The following is a 16,181-nucleotide window of genomic DNA, read 5'->3' as shown; positions in this document are numbered from 1 at the left end:
GTATAAAATTAATTAAAGCTCTAATTATTCGTGTACGAATTAAATTAATTATTCGTTCACTTTCACGAAATGTTCTTTGTGTAGAGTTGAAGAAGAGCCTGTATTGGTTTTTGAATATAAATATTATGCCTCCCTCAATAGCAAGCTTAATGAGTGACATGGGGATAGCTGCGACTGAATATAACTGCGGAATTCGCTTTTCTTAACTCATGGCTTATATTTATTGATACTTATGTGGAAAAATGTGGTGATTATGTACTTAACCAGATTGATATACGTTAGCACTATCACGCAACTGTGCAGACCTGAGTCATTAGACGAGATCTTAATTGCTTCCCGAAAGCACAATGAAGAAGATCATATAACAGGGATACTCAGTTTTGATGAACAATACTTCCTGCAATGCTTGGAAGGGTCTAGGTCGAAAGTAAATGAGGCTTACAGCAGAATACATAATGATAAGCGACACACTAATGTGATCATTTTAGATTACGAAGAGATAAGCTCTCGTGTATTTGGAGACTGGTCTATGGGGTATGTGCCTAAATCTAAGCTAACAGCTTTATTAAACATTCAGTTTTCAGGTTCTGACAGTTTTACACCTTATGAAATGTCTGGGGCGAGTGCATTTCAGATGTTGTTAGAACTTAAGAAAAACCTACCTTCAGATTAAATTTTTAGGGCTTAGAAAGCCTCTTTGCCCTACCTGCGAAATTTTCACATTAATACATTGGTTTCTTGAGATGTTTACTAGCCTATAAATTTTAAACGTAGCTAACTATACCAATCACTAGCTATACGTGCGGCTTCAGACTGTACAATTTACCTTATAGACGTTATGAGACATTAATCGCCACTTTGAACAAACCTAAGCCATTCCTCACACTTAATGACAACTCTCTTAATAACTAGTAATACTTACCTTCTCCCGCCCGTATTCTTATATGCTAATCTTAGGGCACAATAACAAACACATAATGAAGAACATGAAAATATTCAGCAATTTTGAAAGTGGCAACATTAATGTTGTCCAAGCAAGCTCAGCAGAAAACATTCAACTATCAATTCCAGCAGACAACCAGACTGATATCTCCCAATGGTTTCATTTCCGTTTAGAAAGTGAAGCTCAGCTGGCGCACTCATTCAATATTAGTGGTCTGTCGAAATCAGCGTACCCTGAAGGTTGGGACGGTTATGATGTAGTGGCATCTTATGACCGAGAAGAATGGTTTCGTATTCCAGCAGAATTTGATGGTGATACATTAAGCTTCAATATCATTCCTGAATACGGCTCAATGTACTTTGCATATTTTGCTCCTTATTCTTATGATCGCCATCTAGATCTATTGCACAACTCACAAATGCATCACAGCTGTAAGCTTGAGACATTAGGATCAACCCTAGATGGAAACGACATTAGCCTACTCACTATTGGTGAACCTTCACCCGAGAAGAAAAACATTTGGGTAATTGGTCGCCAGCACCCTGGTGAAACTATGGCTGAATGGTTTATTGAAGGTCTACTTCTACGACTTCTAGATGAAACCGACACTGTTGGTCGCGATCTACTAGACTCTGTGACTATTCGAGTGGTTCCAAACATGAACCCTGATGGCAGTATTCGTGGACACTTACGTACTAATGGTATTGGTGTAAACCTTAATAGAGAGTGGCAGTCGCCTTCTCTTGAAAAGAGCCCGGAAGTTTTTCATGTAAGACAGCGTATGCTTGAAACGGGTGTGGATATGTTTCTTGATATCCATGGAGATGAGGCCATCCCATACAATTTTGTCGCTGGAAGTGAGGGCATTCCATCTTACAATGATAAGATTTCAGAACTTGAAAAACATTTCAAACAAGCTCTATTGACCATCACCCCTGAATTTCAAGACGAAATTGGCTACGACAAAGACGAGCCAGGCAAAGCTAACCTGACTGTTGGCTCTAATTGGGTTGGAGAAGAGTTTAAGTGCTTATCTTATACCGTTGAAATGCCATTTAAAGATCATATTAGCCATGCTGACGAACTATATGGTTGGTCTCCAGAACGAAGCGTTAATTTTGGTCATGACATGCTTGCTGCAGTTTGGGCTACGGTGAACAAGTTATAAATCAAGCGAATATAAATAAGACTCTTAGGTAGTGATTACGTAGTAAACCGCGATGCACCCTATGAGTCTTAATTGGATTTGATTAATGTAGCGCTCATGACCTTAATTTGTCATAGCTTTCAAACTCTCATAACCTTCTAGCCCAATTTCCACCATGCATCACTTCACAAGCTTCTTCTGTATCAAATTGAATCTGCTTCTCAGCTTTAGGTAAGATAATTCCTGCTGATTTTAATGAATCAAAAATCAGATTTTGAATATCGTTTTGTGAGTTAGAAGCTCGGTATTGTTCTAGGTTTTGAATGGTATTAAAGACACAAGTAATCTTTAAACTAGCAGGAAAACGTGAATAGTTAACAGCATGAGTTAACCACTCGAATCCTTGTATTGTTTCTGTCGCTGAATCACAAACATCTGTAAGTATTTCTCTGATTTGTTTATCTAATTTTTTCTCTGTCTTTGTCATAATTCTTTTACGATTAATTAAATAGTTCACGATAAGTAAGCCGTTGGCTTAATTCACACAACACAAAAATGAAAAAACTACGGAAATCCGTAGTTCAATTCATAAATTGTCTATCTATTTTGCATTGAAGGAAGGCTATACCGTTATTGCCCTCCTAAGCATAAAAGCTAGTTACGCATGTAAGCCGTTTATGCCGCTCTTAAACTCGCAAAAAACGAAGGGTACTTTTGTCTAATATGACGCTGCTCAGCTACCATATTTTTGAATGATGGCCCTTTCGTTAGTTTTAAAATCACTTCATCACCATCAAACCTTAAAACAGATCCACTCACACTAACTTTGCTTTCATCATGCAAACTCAAGGTTCCTGCCATTGATAAACCTCGATAAAAAGCAGAAATATTTCGAATAAGAAGTCGAACTCCTTTTTCTGACACTTCACTCACATGAAAAAGTTCATCTTGAATTCGGATAACAGGACGAGCTCGTTTGGGATACTTTAAACGATAATATTGACGTTTTTGTGCAAACGATTCTTCACTCATAGTTAGCACTCCATTCCTTTAGTCTTAGAGGCAGATTCCATCATAAAAGGTTATGTATAGAAAACCATCTGCGCTAGATATACATAAATATTACCTATGACTTTCGACCTTACCTATAAAAACTTTAGTAAAAAAAAGGCATAAAAGCACTTTTGGATAAGCTAAATCGAAAAATTGCTAAGCATATCTAAGTTTGGTAAATAGTAATTATTGTTCTCTATCCTAAAACTGGCTGGTAAACTTAGCACCAAATTTCTACATGGTCTAACGCATGTCTTTCAAAGCACTAAAGCTAAAATCTGAATTGCTGAGAGCTCTTCCTCAACAATTACAAACACCCACCGACATTCAAAAATCAGCTATCCCCCCCGCTCTAAAGCATCAAGATATTTTAGCATTGGCTCAAACAGGCAGTGGAAAAACATACGCATTCGGACTACCAGCTCTTAACTGCATTCAACCCAATAGCTCTGTATTACACACGTTAATTATTGTCCCTACTCGTGAACTTGCTACACAAGTAAGCCACGCATTAGATCCTATTGCACAACCATTAAGCATTCGACTAGTGACATTGATTGGCGGGCAAGATCGTTCAGAACAAGAGCGAGAGTTAGCATCACAACCTCATATTGCGATTGCGACTCCAGGTCGTCTGTTAGATCTATTAAAAGATGAAGCGCTAGATGTATCGAATCTAAAGTCGTTGATTCTCGATGAAGCCGATCGCTTGCTTGATATGGGTTTTTGGCCTGATATTCAGTCCATCCTTAGCAAGCTGCCGAACCAGCGCCAAACTTCACTGTTTTCTGCTACATTCCCAGAAGAACTGGAACAAATCGCCAACACGTTACTTTTCAATCCAGTAAAGGTCATCGCTCATCAAGAAAATAGCGTTGTCTCTACGGTTCAAGAAACACTATTCTTAATTAACAAAGGCAGTAAAGCTCAAGCATTGATTGCTCTACTTCAACGAAATACATGGGAACAGGTATTAGTCTTTATCGGAGCGAAAGATAATGCTGATGCACTAGTCAAGAAACTCGTTAAAGCAAAAATAAAAGCTGCGGCACTTCATGGAAATAAAAGCCAAGAAGAACGTTCTCAAACATTAGACTCGTTTAAGTGCAAGGATGTGGATGTTCTCATTGCCACAGATGTAATGGCGAGAGGTATCCACATAGAAAGTTTGCCAACAGTTGTCAACTATGACTTACCAACCAATGCTGAGACTTATGTGCATCGAGTCGGTCGTACTGCACGAGCCGGTAATACAGGGCGGGCTTTATCACTAGTCAGCCATAGCGAAACGGCTTATTTAGAAGCAATAAGAAAACTCACACAAAAAGAGCTACTGACGACTTCTTTAGATGGGTTTCCAGTGACTGATAAACCAGCGTCATCAGATACTACCGAGCGAAAACGTCCACCTAAAGATAAGCAAGCCAACCGTAGAACCGCAAAAAAGAAAAGCATAACGCAATTTAAGGCTAAACCTAACAGAGCGAAGCTGAATAAAGATAAACCAAATAATATGAAGTAAGTACGCGCTTTTCCTCTATCTTTCTGCTTGTCATCTTTTGCCCCGTAAAAATCCGAAGCTTGACCCTTTGTTAAGCTTCTTTTTCTCACAAATTTGTCAATAAACTCGTTTTTGTTCCCAAGTCATTGATTTAATCTTGAGCAAAAAAAATACTTCTTAATAACGTTGACGCGTTAAGTTTCGGCAACTAGATTTTTTTATTAGTGTCTAAACCAAGGAGGTCATTGAAATGAAACGTGCTAGCTCTGCATATCGACTGCAACTCATAAAAGAAGTCGCAACCCGCCGTGATCGTTTACGGTCCAATGACCCTATGTCTAGTCATATCCAAACAATATTAGATCACCAAGATGACGGTGATCGTTCAGTCGAGCGGAACCAGCGTTTCAGTGGTTGTCATTTTGATGAGCACGTTGGCGGATGGGTCAGTGATGATTGGGGAATGAAATAGATACTGATTTAAGCTGTTTTAAAAATAATTAAGTATTCTTTGTGCCCTAATAAAGTTGCCTTTCAAAAAGAGTTTGTATGGAAGGCAACCAAGCTGATTCGACACCATATCAGTACAAAAGATTAAATACTGAAAGACTTAGGTGAGGTAACGTTTATTGAAATGGAATATCAGATAAGTGTGACAATATTTCTAACCTTTCTTCTTCGCTCATAGAATGCCAATCTCGACCTTGTTCCTTAAGATCTTCACTTACGTCACCTGCTTCGGTTTTTTTATCTAATGCCTTTATTGGCACTTGTTTATCCTTTATGCCATGCCTATTCATAGTAAAGCTTCCAAAACCGTATAGTGACTGTAATTATTATTACACCTTAATCATTCTGTAAAGCAATAATGTGAACACAGTCGCTCATTCACGGTTATACCTATGATTACACTCGATATGTTTACACTAAAATAATTCCCTTTGCGGGCTTTCAGGATTATCTGTAGCTGACGCTGCTAATTTAGCTTTCGCTACTTTTCTTTTATAGCGTTGTTGGCACAGTTTAATCACATGTAATTGCTGAGCGGTTGTCATCGACATCCAATTAAAGCGCTCTTCGCGTTTACGCATGCACCCTTTGCAATAACCTTTCTCGTCAGCTAAACAAACACCAACACAAGGGCTCGGTACTTGAAAGAATTCTAGCTGCTCCATTTTTACCCCCATTAAATTTTCGTTCTAGAGTTCTATTTAACCAACAACCTCAGGTGGCTAATGAATTGGTATTAAACCATACTAAACTATGACCGTATGCTGACAAGAATGCAGTTTTGTAACCTATACTTCTTCCTAATTAAGTGACCTGCTAAATAGGTGACTTCGTTTATTCCATTGGAGTCTTTATATATGAAGTTTAGTTCAAAAAAATTACTAGCAATTACCGCATTGCCAATTTTGCTCGCAGCTTGTTCAAGCAATGGAGATAACGCTCAACAAGTTACACCCGTAGATCTACAACACCATAATTGGGAGTTGGCTAAAATCGATGGGAACCAAATTGAAATCAGTGAGCATCAACAAGCACCGCGTTTGGAAGTTGGTGAAAAAATGACAGCTAACGGACTTGCAGGTTGTAACAACTTTTTTGGTCAAGCTGAGCTAGAAGACGGTAAATTCCGCATCAAGCAAATGGGTATGACCATGAAGATGTGTGCTGGTGAAGCAATGGATATTGAGCAAACAGTTTCTGCAACTTTAAGTGAGTGGAGTGACATCAATTTAACTCAAGACACTCTGACTCTTTCTAACGAAAATCACACGTTGACCTACACCTTACGCGACTGGGTAAACTAATTTCGCGTTCAAGTGAATGATATTTAATATGCTAAAGGGACCTTAATTGGTCCCTTTTTCATATGTGCTAAACAACAAGAAATGCAGTTAAACCATATTTGTTTACTACTCGCCTTAGCCCAATACAAACTACGGCTCTCATGCTCCAATATGCTGAGTTAAACACCCAGCACCTACCAAATGCTCAAACTTCAAAGAAAAAGCAGTAACTTGTGTAATTATTTCGGTTCAAGCCCGGTCTTAGTCTAATGTTAAGTTATTGAACTACTTTCTTTGTAATTGATTGAAACTATTATCAAATCAAAATTAGCTCTGAATTAAAATTAATCTTAGAAACAGATAGAATAGCTGCGGTGAATCATTCACACTTAGCCGCCCACCCTGTTCACTAAAAAATGGAAAGGTTTATGAACAAATTAGTTAGCACGTTAAGTATTTTAGCAACTGCCTATGCATCAGGAACATTTGCGGAGTCATCAACAAATGATCATTGGACTCAGATAAAACAACAAGCTGAAGGTCAAACCGTCTATTTCCACGCATGGGGCGGAAGCCAAGAAATTAACCGCTACTTACAATGGGCTGGTAAGGAATTACAAAGTCAGTATGGTGTAACGCTGAAGCATGTAAAAGTAACGGACATTGCTGAAACAACGACACGTCTTGTTGCTGAAAAAGCGGCAAACAAAAACACTGGCGGCAGTGTCGATATGGTTTGGATAAACGGCGAAAACTTCAAGTCGATGAAAGACAATGAGTTGTTATTTGGTCCTTTTACTCAAAATTTACCAAGCTGGGAATTTGTTGATAAAACGCTGCCGATTGATGTAGATTTCTCTGAACCAACAGAAGGTTTAGAAGCACCATGGGGCGTGGGCCAGTTAGTATTTATCCATGATTCTGAATCATTGTATAACCCACCAAAGTCTTTCTCTGAAATGCTTAGCTATGCTCAAGCTTTTCCAAACAAGTTAAGCTACCCACGACCACCAGAATTTCATGGAACGAGTTTCTTAAAATCATTACTGATTGAGCTAACTAAGAATGACGCCACTTTACAGAAACCCGTTAACGAAGATGACTTTCAAACACTAACTGCTCCACTTTGGCAGTATTTAGATAAATTCCATAAAGTCGCTTGGCGTGGTGGTAAGCAGTTCCCAGCAGGTACTTCAGAAACGATTCAGTTACTTGATGACGGTCAGATTGATCTCGCAATCTCATTCAACCCAAATGCAGTCTACTCTGCTCAAGCAAGCGGTAAGTTAGCGGACACCACTAAAGCATATGCCTTAGAAAGCGGTGCATTATCTAACATTCATTTCCTGGCAATTCCGTGGAATAGTAATGCAAGTGCCGGAGCTCAAGTTGCTATTAACTTCTTATTAAGCCCCGAAGCTCAGTCGCGTAAAGGTGATTTAAATGTTTGGGGTGATCCTTCTGTTTTAAGTAGCCAATACTTAAGTGGAAGTGCTAAGAATACTCAGCAATTTAAGTCTGTCGGTGAACCTCACCCAAGCTGGCAAGCGGCTCTTGAAAAAGAATGGCTTAAGCGCTACGGAAGCTAAACATAAATGCTACGCGTCCTATATTGTGTTGTTATAGCCGTTTGTATTTTACCTACCATTCCAGGTTTACTTGGCGTGGTAGTCTCCTCACTTAGCTATATTCCTCCCATTGGTTTACACACGCCTTCCCTTAATGGTTTTGAGCAAGTGTTCCAATGGGAAGGTGTATGGCATTCAATTGGATTAACGATAAGTTCTGCGTTGATTAGCAGCTATCTCGCTTGCGCGCTGACCTTTACCATTTTGCTGGCAACTTGGGGAAGCCCGTTCTGGAAAAAGATAGAACTGACCTTATCCCCTTTGTTGGCAATGCCTCATGTCGCTTTTGCTATTGGATTTGCTTTTCTTTTCGCTCCAACAGGTCTAGGTGTAAGAACATTTGAAAGCATTTTTGGAAGTAGTTATATAAGTGACTCTTCAGAGCTCGCTTTACTCATCAAAGATCCCTACTCTGCTGGACTAATAATAATGCTAGTACTGAAAGAAGTGCCATTTCTGTTATTAATGAGTATTTCTATTCTTCAACAGATTAATGTGGAGAAAATTTCAAAGGTTAGCGCTTCATTAGGCTATAGCAAAGCCCAAACTTGGTGGAAATGCATTCTCCCACAGTGGTTTACCAAGCTTCGTTTTCCTATGCTTGCAGTCATCGCTTACAGCCTTTCAGTTGTGGACATCGCTTTAATTATTGGTCCGACAAACCCTCCTACCTTTGCAGTTTTAGTTTGGCAATGGTTTAGCGATCCTGATTTAAACCTACTTCCAAGAGCGGCAGCGGGTGCAATTGTACTATTCGGTATTGCTTCATTGATGATTGCTTTAGCACGTTTCATTGAGTGGATGATTTTGAAAGTAAATCGAGGTTGGCAGTTTTCTGGAAGATACGGAATTCGCTTACCCGGAAGAACCATTTTTAGTGGTATTGCCTTTCTCTCGATCCTAATGATTCCATTAATGTTCATTTGGAGTATTGCTCAGCGCTGGAGATTTCCAGACCTAGCCCCTAGCCGCTACACGTTACGTTTTTGGGAATATGAGTGGGATGGGATTATCAGCACTGTTAGTCAAAGTTTATGGATAGCTTTAATCGCATCTTCGATTGCTTTGTTTCTTGCTTTAGTCGCTCATGAGTATCGCATTAAGTACAAATGGCAATTTCCTGGCTACATCATTGCTATACCTATGCTAGTACCGCAGCTCTCTATTTTGTTTGGTTTACAAGTTTCTACTTTATACCTCAATAGCAATGCTTATTCGTTATGGGTTATTTGGTCGCATATATTCTTTGCCTTCCCGTTTGTTTACCTATCCCTAGATGGGCCATGGAGAAGCTTTGATAACCGTATTATCACAGCTTCTTTAAGTTTGGGTAAATCACCGCTTTATAGTTGGATTAAAATAAAAGCGCCGATTCTTCTCCCCGCTATCATATTTGCTTGGGCAGTTGGAATAAGCGTGAGCTTAGCGCAATACTTACCAACTCTAATGTTAGGTGCTGGGAGAATTAGTACTATCACGACAGAAGCTGTGGCTTTATCGAGTGGCTTTGACCGTCGAGTTACTGCTATTTATGCGATATGGCAAGCTCTACTGCCTTTACTATTCTTCTCGTTCGCAATTTTAGTTAGCCGACTTCAGGTTAAATATCGCCGTCTTTCAATTAAAGGTTTATTACCCCATGAGTCTCTGTCTCGAAGACCTCACCATCCATAAATCTGATGGTTCACAATTATTTGAGCCTTTAAATTACGCCTTAGGTTCAGGTGAAATACTGGCCTTAATGGGACCTAGTGGCTGTGGAAAATCGACGCTACTTGATGTGATTGCTGGTCACTTATCTACTGAGTTTAATTATCGTGGTTCAGTCTATTTAAATGACAATCGTATTGACCAAACTCCCGCTCACCTTCGTGAAGTAGGAATCTTGTTTCAAGACGACCTTTTATTCCCACACATGATGGTTTGGGAAAATCTCGCCTTTGCTCTGCCTAATTCGATAAAAGGAAGCAATCGAAAATCGCAAGCTATGGCTGCTCTTAAAAATATCGAGTTATCTATGCTTGCAGAATCATTCCCAGACCAGCTTTCTGGAGGGCAACGAGCGCGTATTAGTTTAACTCGTATGTTGTTGGCCAAGCCGAAAGTAGCCTTGCTTGATGAGCCATTTAGCAAGCTCGATAAAGCACTAAGAGGGCAATTTAAAGATTGGGTTTTCGAACAACTCAAGCAAGCCGACATACCAGCTTTAATAGTCACCCATGATGATGAAGACATTCCGAACAATGCCAAAGTACTAAAATGGCCATGGAGCAAACAAGATGCTTGATAAATATTCTGTCCAAGTCATTAAATGGCCGTTAAACCAAGCTGCCGCGATTCTCAATAAAGTCGGTATCACAGCTAACCAAACTACTTTATTTGGTTTTATTATTGGATGTTTAGCTTTTCCTGCTTTAATCAATCAAGAGTATGATTTAGCGCTCTTATTCGTTGTTTTAAATCGAATATGTGATGGATTAGACGGGGCACTTGCGAGGATCCAAGGCATTACAGACGCTGGTGGCTTTTTAGATATCAGTTTAGATTTCTTGTTTTATTCCCTGATACCTTTCGGTTTCGTGCTGGCAAACCCTGAACAAAATGCGGTGGCAGGTGCATTCTTGATTTTTGCTTTCATCGGCACTGGTAGCAGCTTTCTTGCTTTCGCTGTTATGGCAGGAAAATTGGGGATTGAGAACCCGGAATATAAGCATAAATCGTTGTATTACATGTCTGGTCTAACTGAAGGAACAGAAACCATTGCTTCCTTCATCGCCTTTTGTATCTGGCCACAGCATTTTGCGATTATTGCCTATGTGTTTGGTGCAGCATGTTGGATAACCACTTTCATGAGAATCTTCTTCGGATTTAAAACTTTGCAGAATCAATAAAAAATGCCGCAAATAATGCGGCATGTTTAAAATTGAAAAGCTATGTGGTTATGTACTTAGACCGACAGCTTAAATCTAAGCACTTTCAAGCTTGAATCTAAATCGACGTCAATGAATTCTGGCGGATTTTCTAATCGCTCTTGATAAATAACTGTCGGCGCTTCTTCTGCCATCGTCTCGACTAAGAAATCAGGCGATACTGCCGGTGAATTTACACACGCAATCACTTCGCCACCTTCAGTTAACAACTCAGGTAAACGGCGAAGGATCTTTTTGTAATCTTTAGTGAGAGCAAAGCTACCTTTCTGAAATGATGGCGGATCAATAATCACCAATTCATAAGGTCCACCTTTCTTGATTTTGCCCCAAGACTTAAAGATATCGTAACCTAAAAAGCTCACTGAACGCATGTCATGTTCATTTAGTCGGTGGTTTTCACGACCTTTATTCAATGAGCCACGTGACATATCAACATTCATGACTTTGTTCGCACCACCAGCAATGGCAGCAACAGAAAAACCACAGGTATAAGCAAATAGGTTAAGTACATTCTTTTCTTTTGCGTTGTCTTGAACCCACTGTCGCCCATATCGCATATCTAAGAACAAACCAAAGTTCTGGTTACGTCCGATATCTAGCTGGTACTGTAAACCATGTTCAACAACAACAGGAGAAGCATCCAATTCTCCCCATAATACTTCAGACGGTGCACCATCTGAGTAACGGTGTTGCAGCATAATACAACGACCACTTTTGTCTTGCCAAAGCGGCGTTTCAGTTAATTCAATCAGCCCTTCTTTAAGACTTTTCATAAAGCCTTCATCTACTTCTTTGAATAAATTAACTAACAGTTGCCCGTCTACCCAGTCACACGTTAACTGATCTAATTCAGGCCAAAATTTACCTCGACCATGGAAGACTCGGCGTAATTCATTAGGAACATCATTAAGTTGCTGTTCTATATGTTTAAAAAACACTGGTAATGCGGATGCTTGCATTATATTACTCACTTAATATTTAACTTAGGCCAATCTAGTAACCATGGCTTAAGCCAAGAATCTAAATTGGTTTTTATAGGGTCTACATGCCATTTCATTCCGAGAACGTCATTCTCTCTAGGGTCACACACGAGATCATAGCTTTGATTCTGGTAAGTAAATCGAATAGCAAACGCATGTAAGTAACCTCTATCAGACTGGCTAGAAGGGTTATAAATTGAATCCCCAATAATGGCAGAGCCAATTGACTTCATTGCAACACGAATTTGATGCGTTTTACCTGTGTACGGCTTACACAAAAATAGCCTTTCACCAGGCTCAGCAGACGCAGATAAAAACTGTGTAACAGCGGGATTATTTTTACTATTCAATAGCTTCCAGCTAGAGCGTCTTGAGCGTTCCATATCTCCAGAAATTAAGCCTTGTTTCTTTTTAGGCTTCTTGGAACCAATAGCCAAATAATACTTTTCAACGTCTCGATTAGCAAAACTTTGGGAAAGTTCGCTAGCTGCTTTTGAGTTTCGCGCTAGCAACAAAATGCCAGAAGTCATTTTATCTAATCGATGCACCAAAAATAACTGTTTATCGCCACTCTCTTTAGCCACTTCATGCAGGAGCATAGTGTCGCCATCATCTTTGTGGACAGATACATTGGGGTGTTTATTTATGACGAGAAAATCTTGATGAGTGAATAGGATATTGAACATTTAAGGCTCCATTGTAGAGCGAGGAGTATACCTATTCTAATTTGAGATACCAGTAATGAGCGGGGCTAAATAATCAAGTATGATTTGAAAATTTAGCCCCTTATTTACTGATTATTGGCTGACAATAAATAACGAAAAAGCGAGAGTTCGCTTTTTCGCTGTCCAACCAATATCACTTCAGTGTTGTTACTTAAGTTTAAACTTACTGATCAACGCTTCCAGTTCAGAAACTCGACCATTTAGCCCATGAGTACTGTTTGAACTCTGGTTTGCAAGACTTAGAGATTGCTCAGAGATATCACTGATTGCAGTAATATCCGCAGCAATTTCCTTTGTTACTGCAGTTTGTTCTTCAGCTGCTGTCGCAATAGAGTTAACCATGCTTTGTACGTTGCCAGCACCGGTAACAATAGCCTCTAACGCCACAACCGCTCCAGAACTTTGCTCAACACCGATTTCCACTAGGCGGCAATTATCTTGAGTATAAGTCACCGCTTCTTGTGTACCAGATTGAATCGCTTGAATAATACCTGACACTTCTTGAGTAGCTTTTGTTGTTCTTTCAGCTAAAGCTCTCACTTCATCAGCAACCACTGCGAAACCACGTCCAAATTCACCTGCACGAGCCGCTTCAATCGCTGCATTTAGAGCAAGTAGGTTTGTTTGCTCGGCTATATCTTCAATCACTTTAATAACACTACCGATTTGCTCACCATGCGAACCGAGTGTGTTCATTTGAGTCGACATGTCACTCATCTGATTAGAGACTTGCTGGATGCTTGCAACCATTTCTACAATGACTTTCCGACCATCTTCTGCAGAGGTTTCTGAGCGTCGTGCTTCTTCATAAGTTGAAGTTCCTTGCTGCGCTACTTCTGATATAGTCAAACTCAACTCTTCAGCAGCTGTTGCAATAAGGTTAGCTTTATCAGCTTGAGCAGTCGCACCGCTTACAATGTCTTGGCTAATTGATGAAAGTTCACCAGTCGCCGTTTGCACTTCTTTCGTAACTGTTGAGATAGAACCAATTAGATCCACCAGTGAATTCTGCATTTGGTTCACAGATTGAGCCAAATTCGCTAATTCATCACCAGATTCATCTACAATCGCTTCAGCCGTTAAATCTCCTTCAGCAACTCGTCTTGCTACGCTTTCAAGCTTAGTTAAACGGTTAGTAATCGAACTAGATAAGATATAAGCAATTGCACAACCAAAAACAATCGCAATCGCTGATAAAATCAGGATCGTTCGTTCCATGGTATTAAAGGAGTCATTTAGAGACAGTAGCGAATTATTTGCAGCAGCGCGCTCTAATTCTGATGCTTCATCTAATAACGCCTCAATAGGCATTAAATATTGAGTATACAAAGTTCGTAGTTGATTTATGTTTGACAACAGTTTGTCTTCACTAATATTCGAAATCAGCTTTGACTCAAACTCTTGCGTAAAACGTTGCATCAAATCTTCAATTTTTTCAATTCGACGATAATCTGAAGATCCTTGGTTTTCTAGTTGCTTAGCTTGTCGAATAGCATCGGCAAACTCACCTTTATTCGCACGGTAATCATCAAGTGAACCACTAACAAGAGTAACGCCCCCCATAGCATCACGGTATACGTCACCTGCTTCATCAATGAGGATAAGGTATGTCACTACCTCAGGCACATCATCAGTCCTGATTTCATCAGCAATATTGTGAGACTTACTGACTTCCATCCAAACAATAGCCACTAAGATAACTAAAACCGCAAGTATTGCTCCAAAACCTGCATACAACTTTTTTCTTACTGATAATTTCACACAGCACCTTCCTAGAATAATGGTAGCAGTTACAGTGTACTACCTCATATAACTTATCGACACTTTATGTATTTCCTTTAATCATATTTATAGTCAATATTTAAAATAAATGATGGTTTTCTTTAATAAAGGTTAAATTTTCTTATACGCATAAAAAAACGAGAATCTCGATAGAGATTCTCGTTTAAGTTCATGGCTTTTAAACCGTAGTTAAACTCAATAAGAGAGTTCTAATTAGAACTTCTTAGAAATAACTGCAGAGCCAGCAATGATACCTAAGCCCAGAAGCATGATTGCTCCTTTACCGCTATCAAAGCCTGAAGATACACCCATAAATGCAACGATTGCGATTGCTACAGGAATTACGTATTTCACAAGGTTGTACCAAAGACCAAATAGTGGGAAAGATACTTCACCATCGTTAGTGATTTCTTTCTCAAGGTCTGCACGGTTTAGTCTCCAACCAGCGAAGATACATACCAACATACCGCCAACTGCTAGGAAGATTTTATCTGTTAGCAGGTCGAAGATGTCAAATGCACCAGTATCGAACAATGTTGGACCTAAGCCGCCTAGAGATAGAGAAGCAAAGATACATAGAATAGCCATTACAACACTTGCCGAAAGCACTGCAGTAACACGCTTCATGCCTTTTTCATCGATTAGGTAAGAAACCACTACTTCTAATAGAGATACTGAAGAAGTTAAAGCAGCAACACTTAGACCAATAAAGAACATAAGTGCAAACAGAAGACCAATTACGCCACCCATTTCAGCAAATAACTGAGGTACCACTACGAATACTAGACCTGGACCAGCTGCTGGTTCCATACCGAATGCGAACATTGCTGGGAACATTGCAACACCAGCTAGGATAGCAACACCTGTATCCATTGCGGTAACCATTGCAGTTGTCTGAACTAGGTTCTCTTTCTTCTTAAGGTAAGAACCGTATGTCATCATACAACCCATACCAAGGCTTAGAGAGAAGAACGCTTGACCTAGAGCCGCAAGAATTACATTGCTATCTACTTTAGAAAAGTCAGGGCTGAACAGGAACTCTAAGCCAGCCATTGAACCTGGAAGCATTAAACCTTTGATAGATACAACGATGAGGATAATGAACAGTAAAGGCATTAATACCTTACCTGCTTTCTCAATACCGCCAGAAATACCCTTCATTACGATAATAATGTTTAGTAGTAAGTATGCGCCCATCCACATTAGTGGTTGGATAGGATCAGAGATGAAACCACCAAAGCTGTCACCGATTGCTTCAGGTGTATCAAGAAGACCACCAGCAATTTTACCGATATAAGCGATAGACCAGCCACCTACTACAGGGTAGAAACCCATAATAAGTAGACCACTGACTACGCCAATCACACCAGCGAATGTCCAGCGGCGATCTGTCGATTTAAAAGCGCCAACCGCAGATTTTTGTGTATGACGGCCAATAGCAAATTCAGTCAGCATAACGCTGAAACCAATAAAGATTACAAAAAACAGGTAAATTGCAACGAATGCACCGCCGCCACTTTCGCCTGCAGTGTAAGGGAACTTCCAAATGTTACCTAGACCAACAGCAGAACCTGCTGCGGCCATTACGAAGCCAAGTTTTGAGCCCCATGTGTCACGGGAATTTGTAGATGGGTTAGTAGCCACGCTCTCTCCAGATATATTTTATGTTGTGTTGTGTTTGCTTGAGTTTGGCGTCTTA

Annotated in this window: 18 protein-coding genes; 10 read left to right on the top strand and 8 right to left on the bottom strand. The window is 39.8% G+C overall.

Annotated elements, in window-relative coordinates:
* The 3 genes from L4C37_RS07585 to L4C37_RS07575 all read left to right on the top strand — a co-directional run.
* Positions 1-206: hypothetical protein (locus L4C37_RS07585; RefSeq protein WP_429768265.1), on the top strand; the 206-nt coding region annotated here is incomplete at its 5' end.
* 47 nt (positions 207-253) lie between these two features.
* Positions 254-673, top strand: a complete 420-nt coding sequence (locus tag L4C37_RS07580; protein ID WP_137373037.1) for a BLUF domain-containing protein — start codon at positions 254-256, stop codon at positions 671-673.
* 313 nt (positions 674-986) lie between these two features.
* Positions 987-2,111, top strand: a complete 1,125-nt coding sequence (locus tag L4C37_RS07575; RefSeq protein ID WP_429768264.1) for a M14 family metallopeptidase — start codon at positions 987-989, stop codon at positions 2,109-2,111.
* 127 nt (positions 2,112-2,238) lie between these two features.
* On the opposite strand, the gene L4C37_RS07570 is transcribed toward L4C37_RS07575, so the two are convergent.
* Both L4C37_RS07570 and L4C37_RS07565 read right to left on the bottom strand, forming a co-directional pair.
* Positions 2,239-2,577 (bottom strand): Fis family transcriptional regulator, encoded by a 339-nt coding sequence (locus tag L4C37_RS07570; protein ID WP_372267215.1) that lies wholly within the window; start codon positions 2,575-2,577, stop codon positions 2,239-2,241.
* A 188-nt stretch (positions 2,578-2,765) separates the two neighbouring features.
* The gene (locus tag L4C37_RS07565) at positions 2,766-3,122 is read right to left on the bottom strand and encodes a PilZ domain-containing protein (protein ID WP_137373034.1); all 357 of its coding nucleotides are present in this window, start codon (positions 3,120-3,122) and stop codon (positions 2,766-2,768) included.
* Between the two features lie 271 nt (positions 3,123-3,393).
* Between L4C37_RS07565 and L4C37_RS07560 the strand changes: the two genes are divergently transcribed.
* Entirely contained in the window at positions 3,394-4,665 is a 1,272-nt protein-coding gene (locus tag L4C37_RS07560; RefSeq protein WP_429768263.1) for a DEAD/DEAH box helicase, read from the top strand.
* Between the two features lie 229 nt (positions 4,666-4,894).
* The gene (locus tag L4C37_RS07555; RefSeq protein WP_273296903.1) at positions 4,895-5,116 is read left to right on the top strand and encodes a hypothetical protein; all 222 of its coding nucleotides are present in this window, start codon (positions 4,895-4,897) and stop codon (positions 5,114-5,116) included.
* A gap of 154 nt (positions 5,117-5,270) precedes the next feature.
* Here the strand turns inward: L4C37_RS07555 and L4C37_RS07550 are convergent, their stop codons facing one another.
* Positions 5,271-5,444: a hypothetical protein gene (locus L4C37_RS07550; protein WP_180033697.1), complete on the bottom strand. Its 174-nt coding sequence runs from the start codon at positions 5,442-5,444 to the stop codon at positions 5,271-5,273.
* A 126-nt stretch (positions 5,445-5,570) separates the two neighbouring features.
* Positions 5,571-5,819 (bottom strand): DUF1289 domain-containing protein, encoded by a 249-nt coding sequence (locus L4C37_RS07545; protein ID WP_137373031.1) that lies wholly within the window; start codon positions 5,817-5,819, stop codon positions 5,571-5,573.
* A 192-nt stretch (positions 5,820-6,011) separates the two neighbouring features.
* Here L4C37_RS07545 and L4C37_RS07540 point away from each other — a divergent pair, with 192 nt between their 5' ends.
* The 5 genes from L4C37_RS07540 to L4C37_RS07520 all read left to right on the top strand — a co-directional run bounded on the left by L4C37_RS07540 (position 6,012) and on the right by L4C37_RS07520 (position 10,956).
* Positions 6,012-6,458: an META domain-containing protein gene (locus tag L4C37_RS07540; protein ID WP_137373030.1), complete on the top strand. Its 447-nt coding sequence runs from the start codon at positions 6,012-6,014 to the stop codon at positions 6,456-6,458.
* Between the two features lie 407 nt (positions 6,459-6,865).
* Positions 6,866-8,026: an ABC transporter substrate-binding protein gene (locus L4C37_RS07535; RefSeq protein WP_273296902.1), complete on the top strand. Its 1,161-nt coding sequence runs from the start codon at positions 6,866-6,868 to the stop codon at positions 8,024-8,026.
* Positions 8,027-8,032: 6 nt separating this feature from the next.
* Positions 8,033-9,739 (top strand): ABC transporter permease, encoded by a 1,707-nt coding sequence (locus L4C37_RS07530; RefSeq protein ID WP_429768262.1) that lies wholly within the window; start codon positions 8,033-8,035, stop codon positions 9,737-9,739.
* Positions 9,705-10,352, top strand: a complete 648-nt coding sequence (locus L4C37_RS07525) for an ATP-binding cassette domain-containing protein (protein WP_429768261.1) — start codon at positions 9,705-9,707, stop codon at positions 10,350-10,352. Before L4C37_RS07530 ends, L4C37_RS07525 begins: the two co-directional genes overlap by 35 nt.
* Complete coding sequence (locus L4C37_RS07520) at positions 10,345-10,956, top strand: CDP-alcohol phosphatidyltransferase family protein (protein ID WP_429768260.1); 612 nt, start codon at positions 10,345-10,347, stop codon at positions 10,954-10,956. Before L4C37_RS07525 ends, L4C37_RS07520 begins: the two co-directional genes overlap by 8 nt.
* A 56-nt stretch (positions 10,957-11,012) precedes the next feature.
* On the opposite strand, the gene L4C37_RS07515 is transcribed toward L4C37_RS07520, so the two are convergent.
* The 4 genes from L4C37_RS07515 to L4C37_RS07500 form a co-directional block, all read right to left on the bottom strand.
* Positions 11,013-11,954, bottom strand: a complete 942-nt coding sequence (locus L4C37_RS07515) for a class I SAM-dependent methyltransferase (RefSeq protein WP_137373025.1) — start codon at positions 11,952-11,954, stop codon at positions 11,013-11,015.
* Positions 11,955-11,962: 8 nt separating this feature from the next.
* On the bottom strand, positions 11,963-12,661 hold the full coding sequence (locus L4C37_RS07510; RefSeq protein ID WP_137373024.1) for a TIGR01621 family pseudouridine synthase: 699 nt from the start codon (positions 12,659-12,661) through the stop codon (positions 11,963-11,965).
* Positions 12,662-12,847: 186 nt separating this feature from the next.
* Complete coding sequence (locus tag L4C37_RS07505) at positions 12,848-14,461, bottom strand: methyl-accepting chemotaxis protein (protein WP_429768259.1); 1,614 nt, start codon at positions 14,459-14,461, stop codon at positions 12,848-12,850.
* Between the two features lie 234 nt (positions 14,462-14,695).
* Complete coding sequence (locus L4C37_RS07500; RefSeq protein ID WP_372267239.1) at positions 14,696-16,066, bottom strand: sodium-dependent transporter; 1,371 nt, start codon at positions 16,064-16,066, stop codon at positions 14,696-14,698.
* Between the last annotated feature and the right edge of the window lie 115 nt (positions 16,067-16,181).

The sequence above is a fragment of the Vibrio kagoshimensis genome (genome assembly GCF_050337535.1).
Taxonomy (GTDB): domain Bacteria; phylum Pseudomonadota; class Gammaproteobacteria; order Enterobacterales; family Vibrionaceae; genus Vibrio; species Vibrio gallaecicus.
Note: the sequence above shows the minus strand (reverse complement) of the source record. Positions and strands in the feature narration are given on the sequence as shown.

What these genes read in the sequence shown, in the direction of transcription:
- L4C37_RS07580 (WP_137373037.1), top strand. Translation starts at nt 254, where the DNA reads ATGTACTTAACCAGATTGATATACGTTAGCACTATCACGCAACTGTGC.
- L4C37_RS07575 (WP_429768264.1), top strand. Translation starts at nt 987, where the DNA reads ATGAAAATATTCAGCAATTTTGAAAGTGGCAACATTAATGTTGTCCAA.
- L4C37_RS07570 (WP_372267215.1), bottom strand. Translation starts at nt 2,577, where the DNA reads ATGACAAAGACAGAGAAAAAATTAGATAAACAAATCAGAGAAATACTT.
- L4C37_RS07565 (WP_137373034.1), bottom strand. Translation starts at nt 3,122, where the DNA reads ATGAGTGAAGAATCGTTTGCACAAAAACGTCAATATTATCGTTTAAAG.
- L4C37_RS07560 (WP_429768263.1), top strand. Translation starts at nt 3,394, where the DNA reads ATGTCTTTCAAAGCACTAAAGCTAAAATCTGAATTGCTGAGAGCTCTT.
- L4C37_RS07555 (WP_273296903.1), top strand. Translation starts at nt 4,895, where the DNA reads ATGAAACGTGCTAGCTCTGCATATCGACTGCAACTCATAAAAGAAGTC.
- L4C37_RS07550 (WP_180033697.1), bottom strand. Translation starts at nt 5,444, where the DNA reads ATGAATAGGCATGGCATAAAGGATAAACAAGTGCCAATAAAGGCATTA.
- L4C37_RS07545 (WP_137373031.1), bottom strand. Translation starts at nt 5,819, where the DNA reads ATGGAGCAGCTAGAATTCTTTCAAGTACCGAGCCCTTGTGTTGGTGTT.
- L4C37_RS07540 (WP_137373030.1), top strand. Translation starts at nt 6,012, where the DNA reads ATGAAGTTTAGTTCAAAAAAATTACTAGCAATTACCGCATTGCCAATT.
- L4C37_RS07535 (WP_273296902.1), top strand. Translation starts at nt 6,866, where the DNA reads ATGAACAAATTAGTTAGCACGTTAAGTATTTTAGCAACTGCCTATGCA.
- L4C37_RS07530 (WP_429768262.1), top strand. Translation starts at nt 8,033, where the DNA reads ATGCTACGCGTCCTATATTGTGTTGTTATAGCCGTTTGTATTTTACCT.
- L4C37_RS07525 (WP_429768261.1), top strand. Translation starts at nt 9,705, where the DNA reads ATGAGTCTCTGTCTCGAAGACCTCACCATCCATAAATCTGATGGTTCA.
- L4C37_RS07520 (WP_429768260.1), top strand. Translation starts at nt 10,345, where the DNA reads ATGCTTGATAAATATTCTGTCCAAGTCATTAAATGGCCGTTAAACCAA.
- L4C37_RS07515 (WP_137373025.1), bottom strand. Translation starts at nt 11,954, where the DNA reads ATGCAAGCATCCGCATTACCAGTGTTTTTTAAACATATAGAACAGCAA.
- L4C37_RS07510 (WP_137373024.1), bottom strand. Translation starts at nt 12,661, where the DNA reads ATGTTCAATATCCTATTCACTCATCAAGATTTTCTCGTCATAAATAAA.
- L4C37_RS07500 (WP_372267239.1), bottom strand. Translation starts at nt 16,066, where the DNA reads ATGGCCGCAGCAGGTTCTGCTGTTGGTCTAGGTAACATTTGGAAGTTC.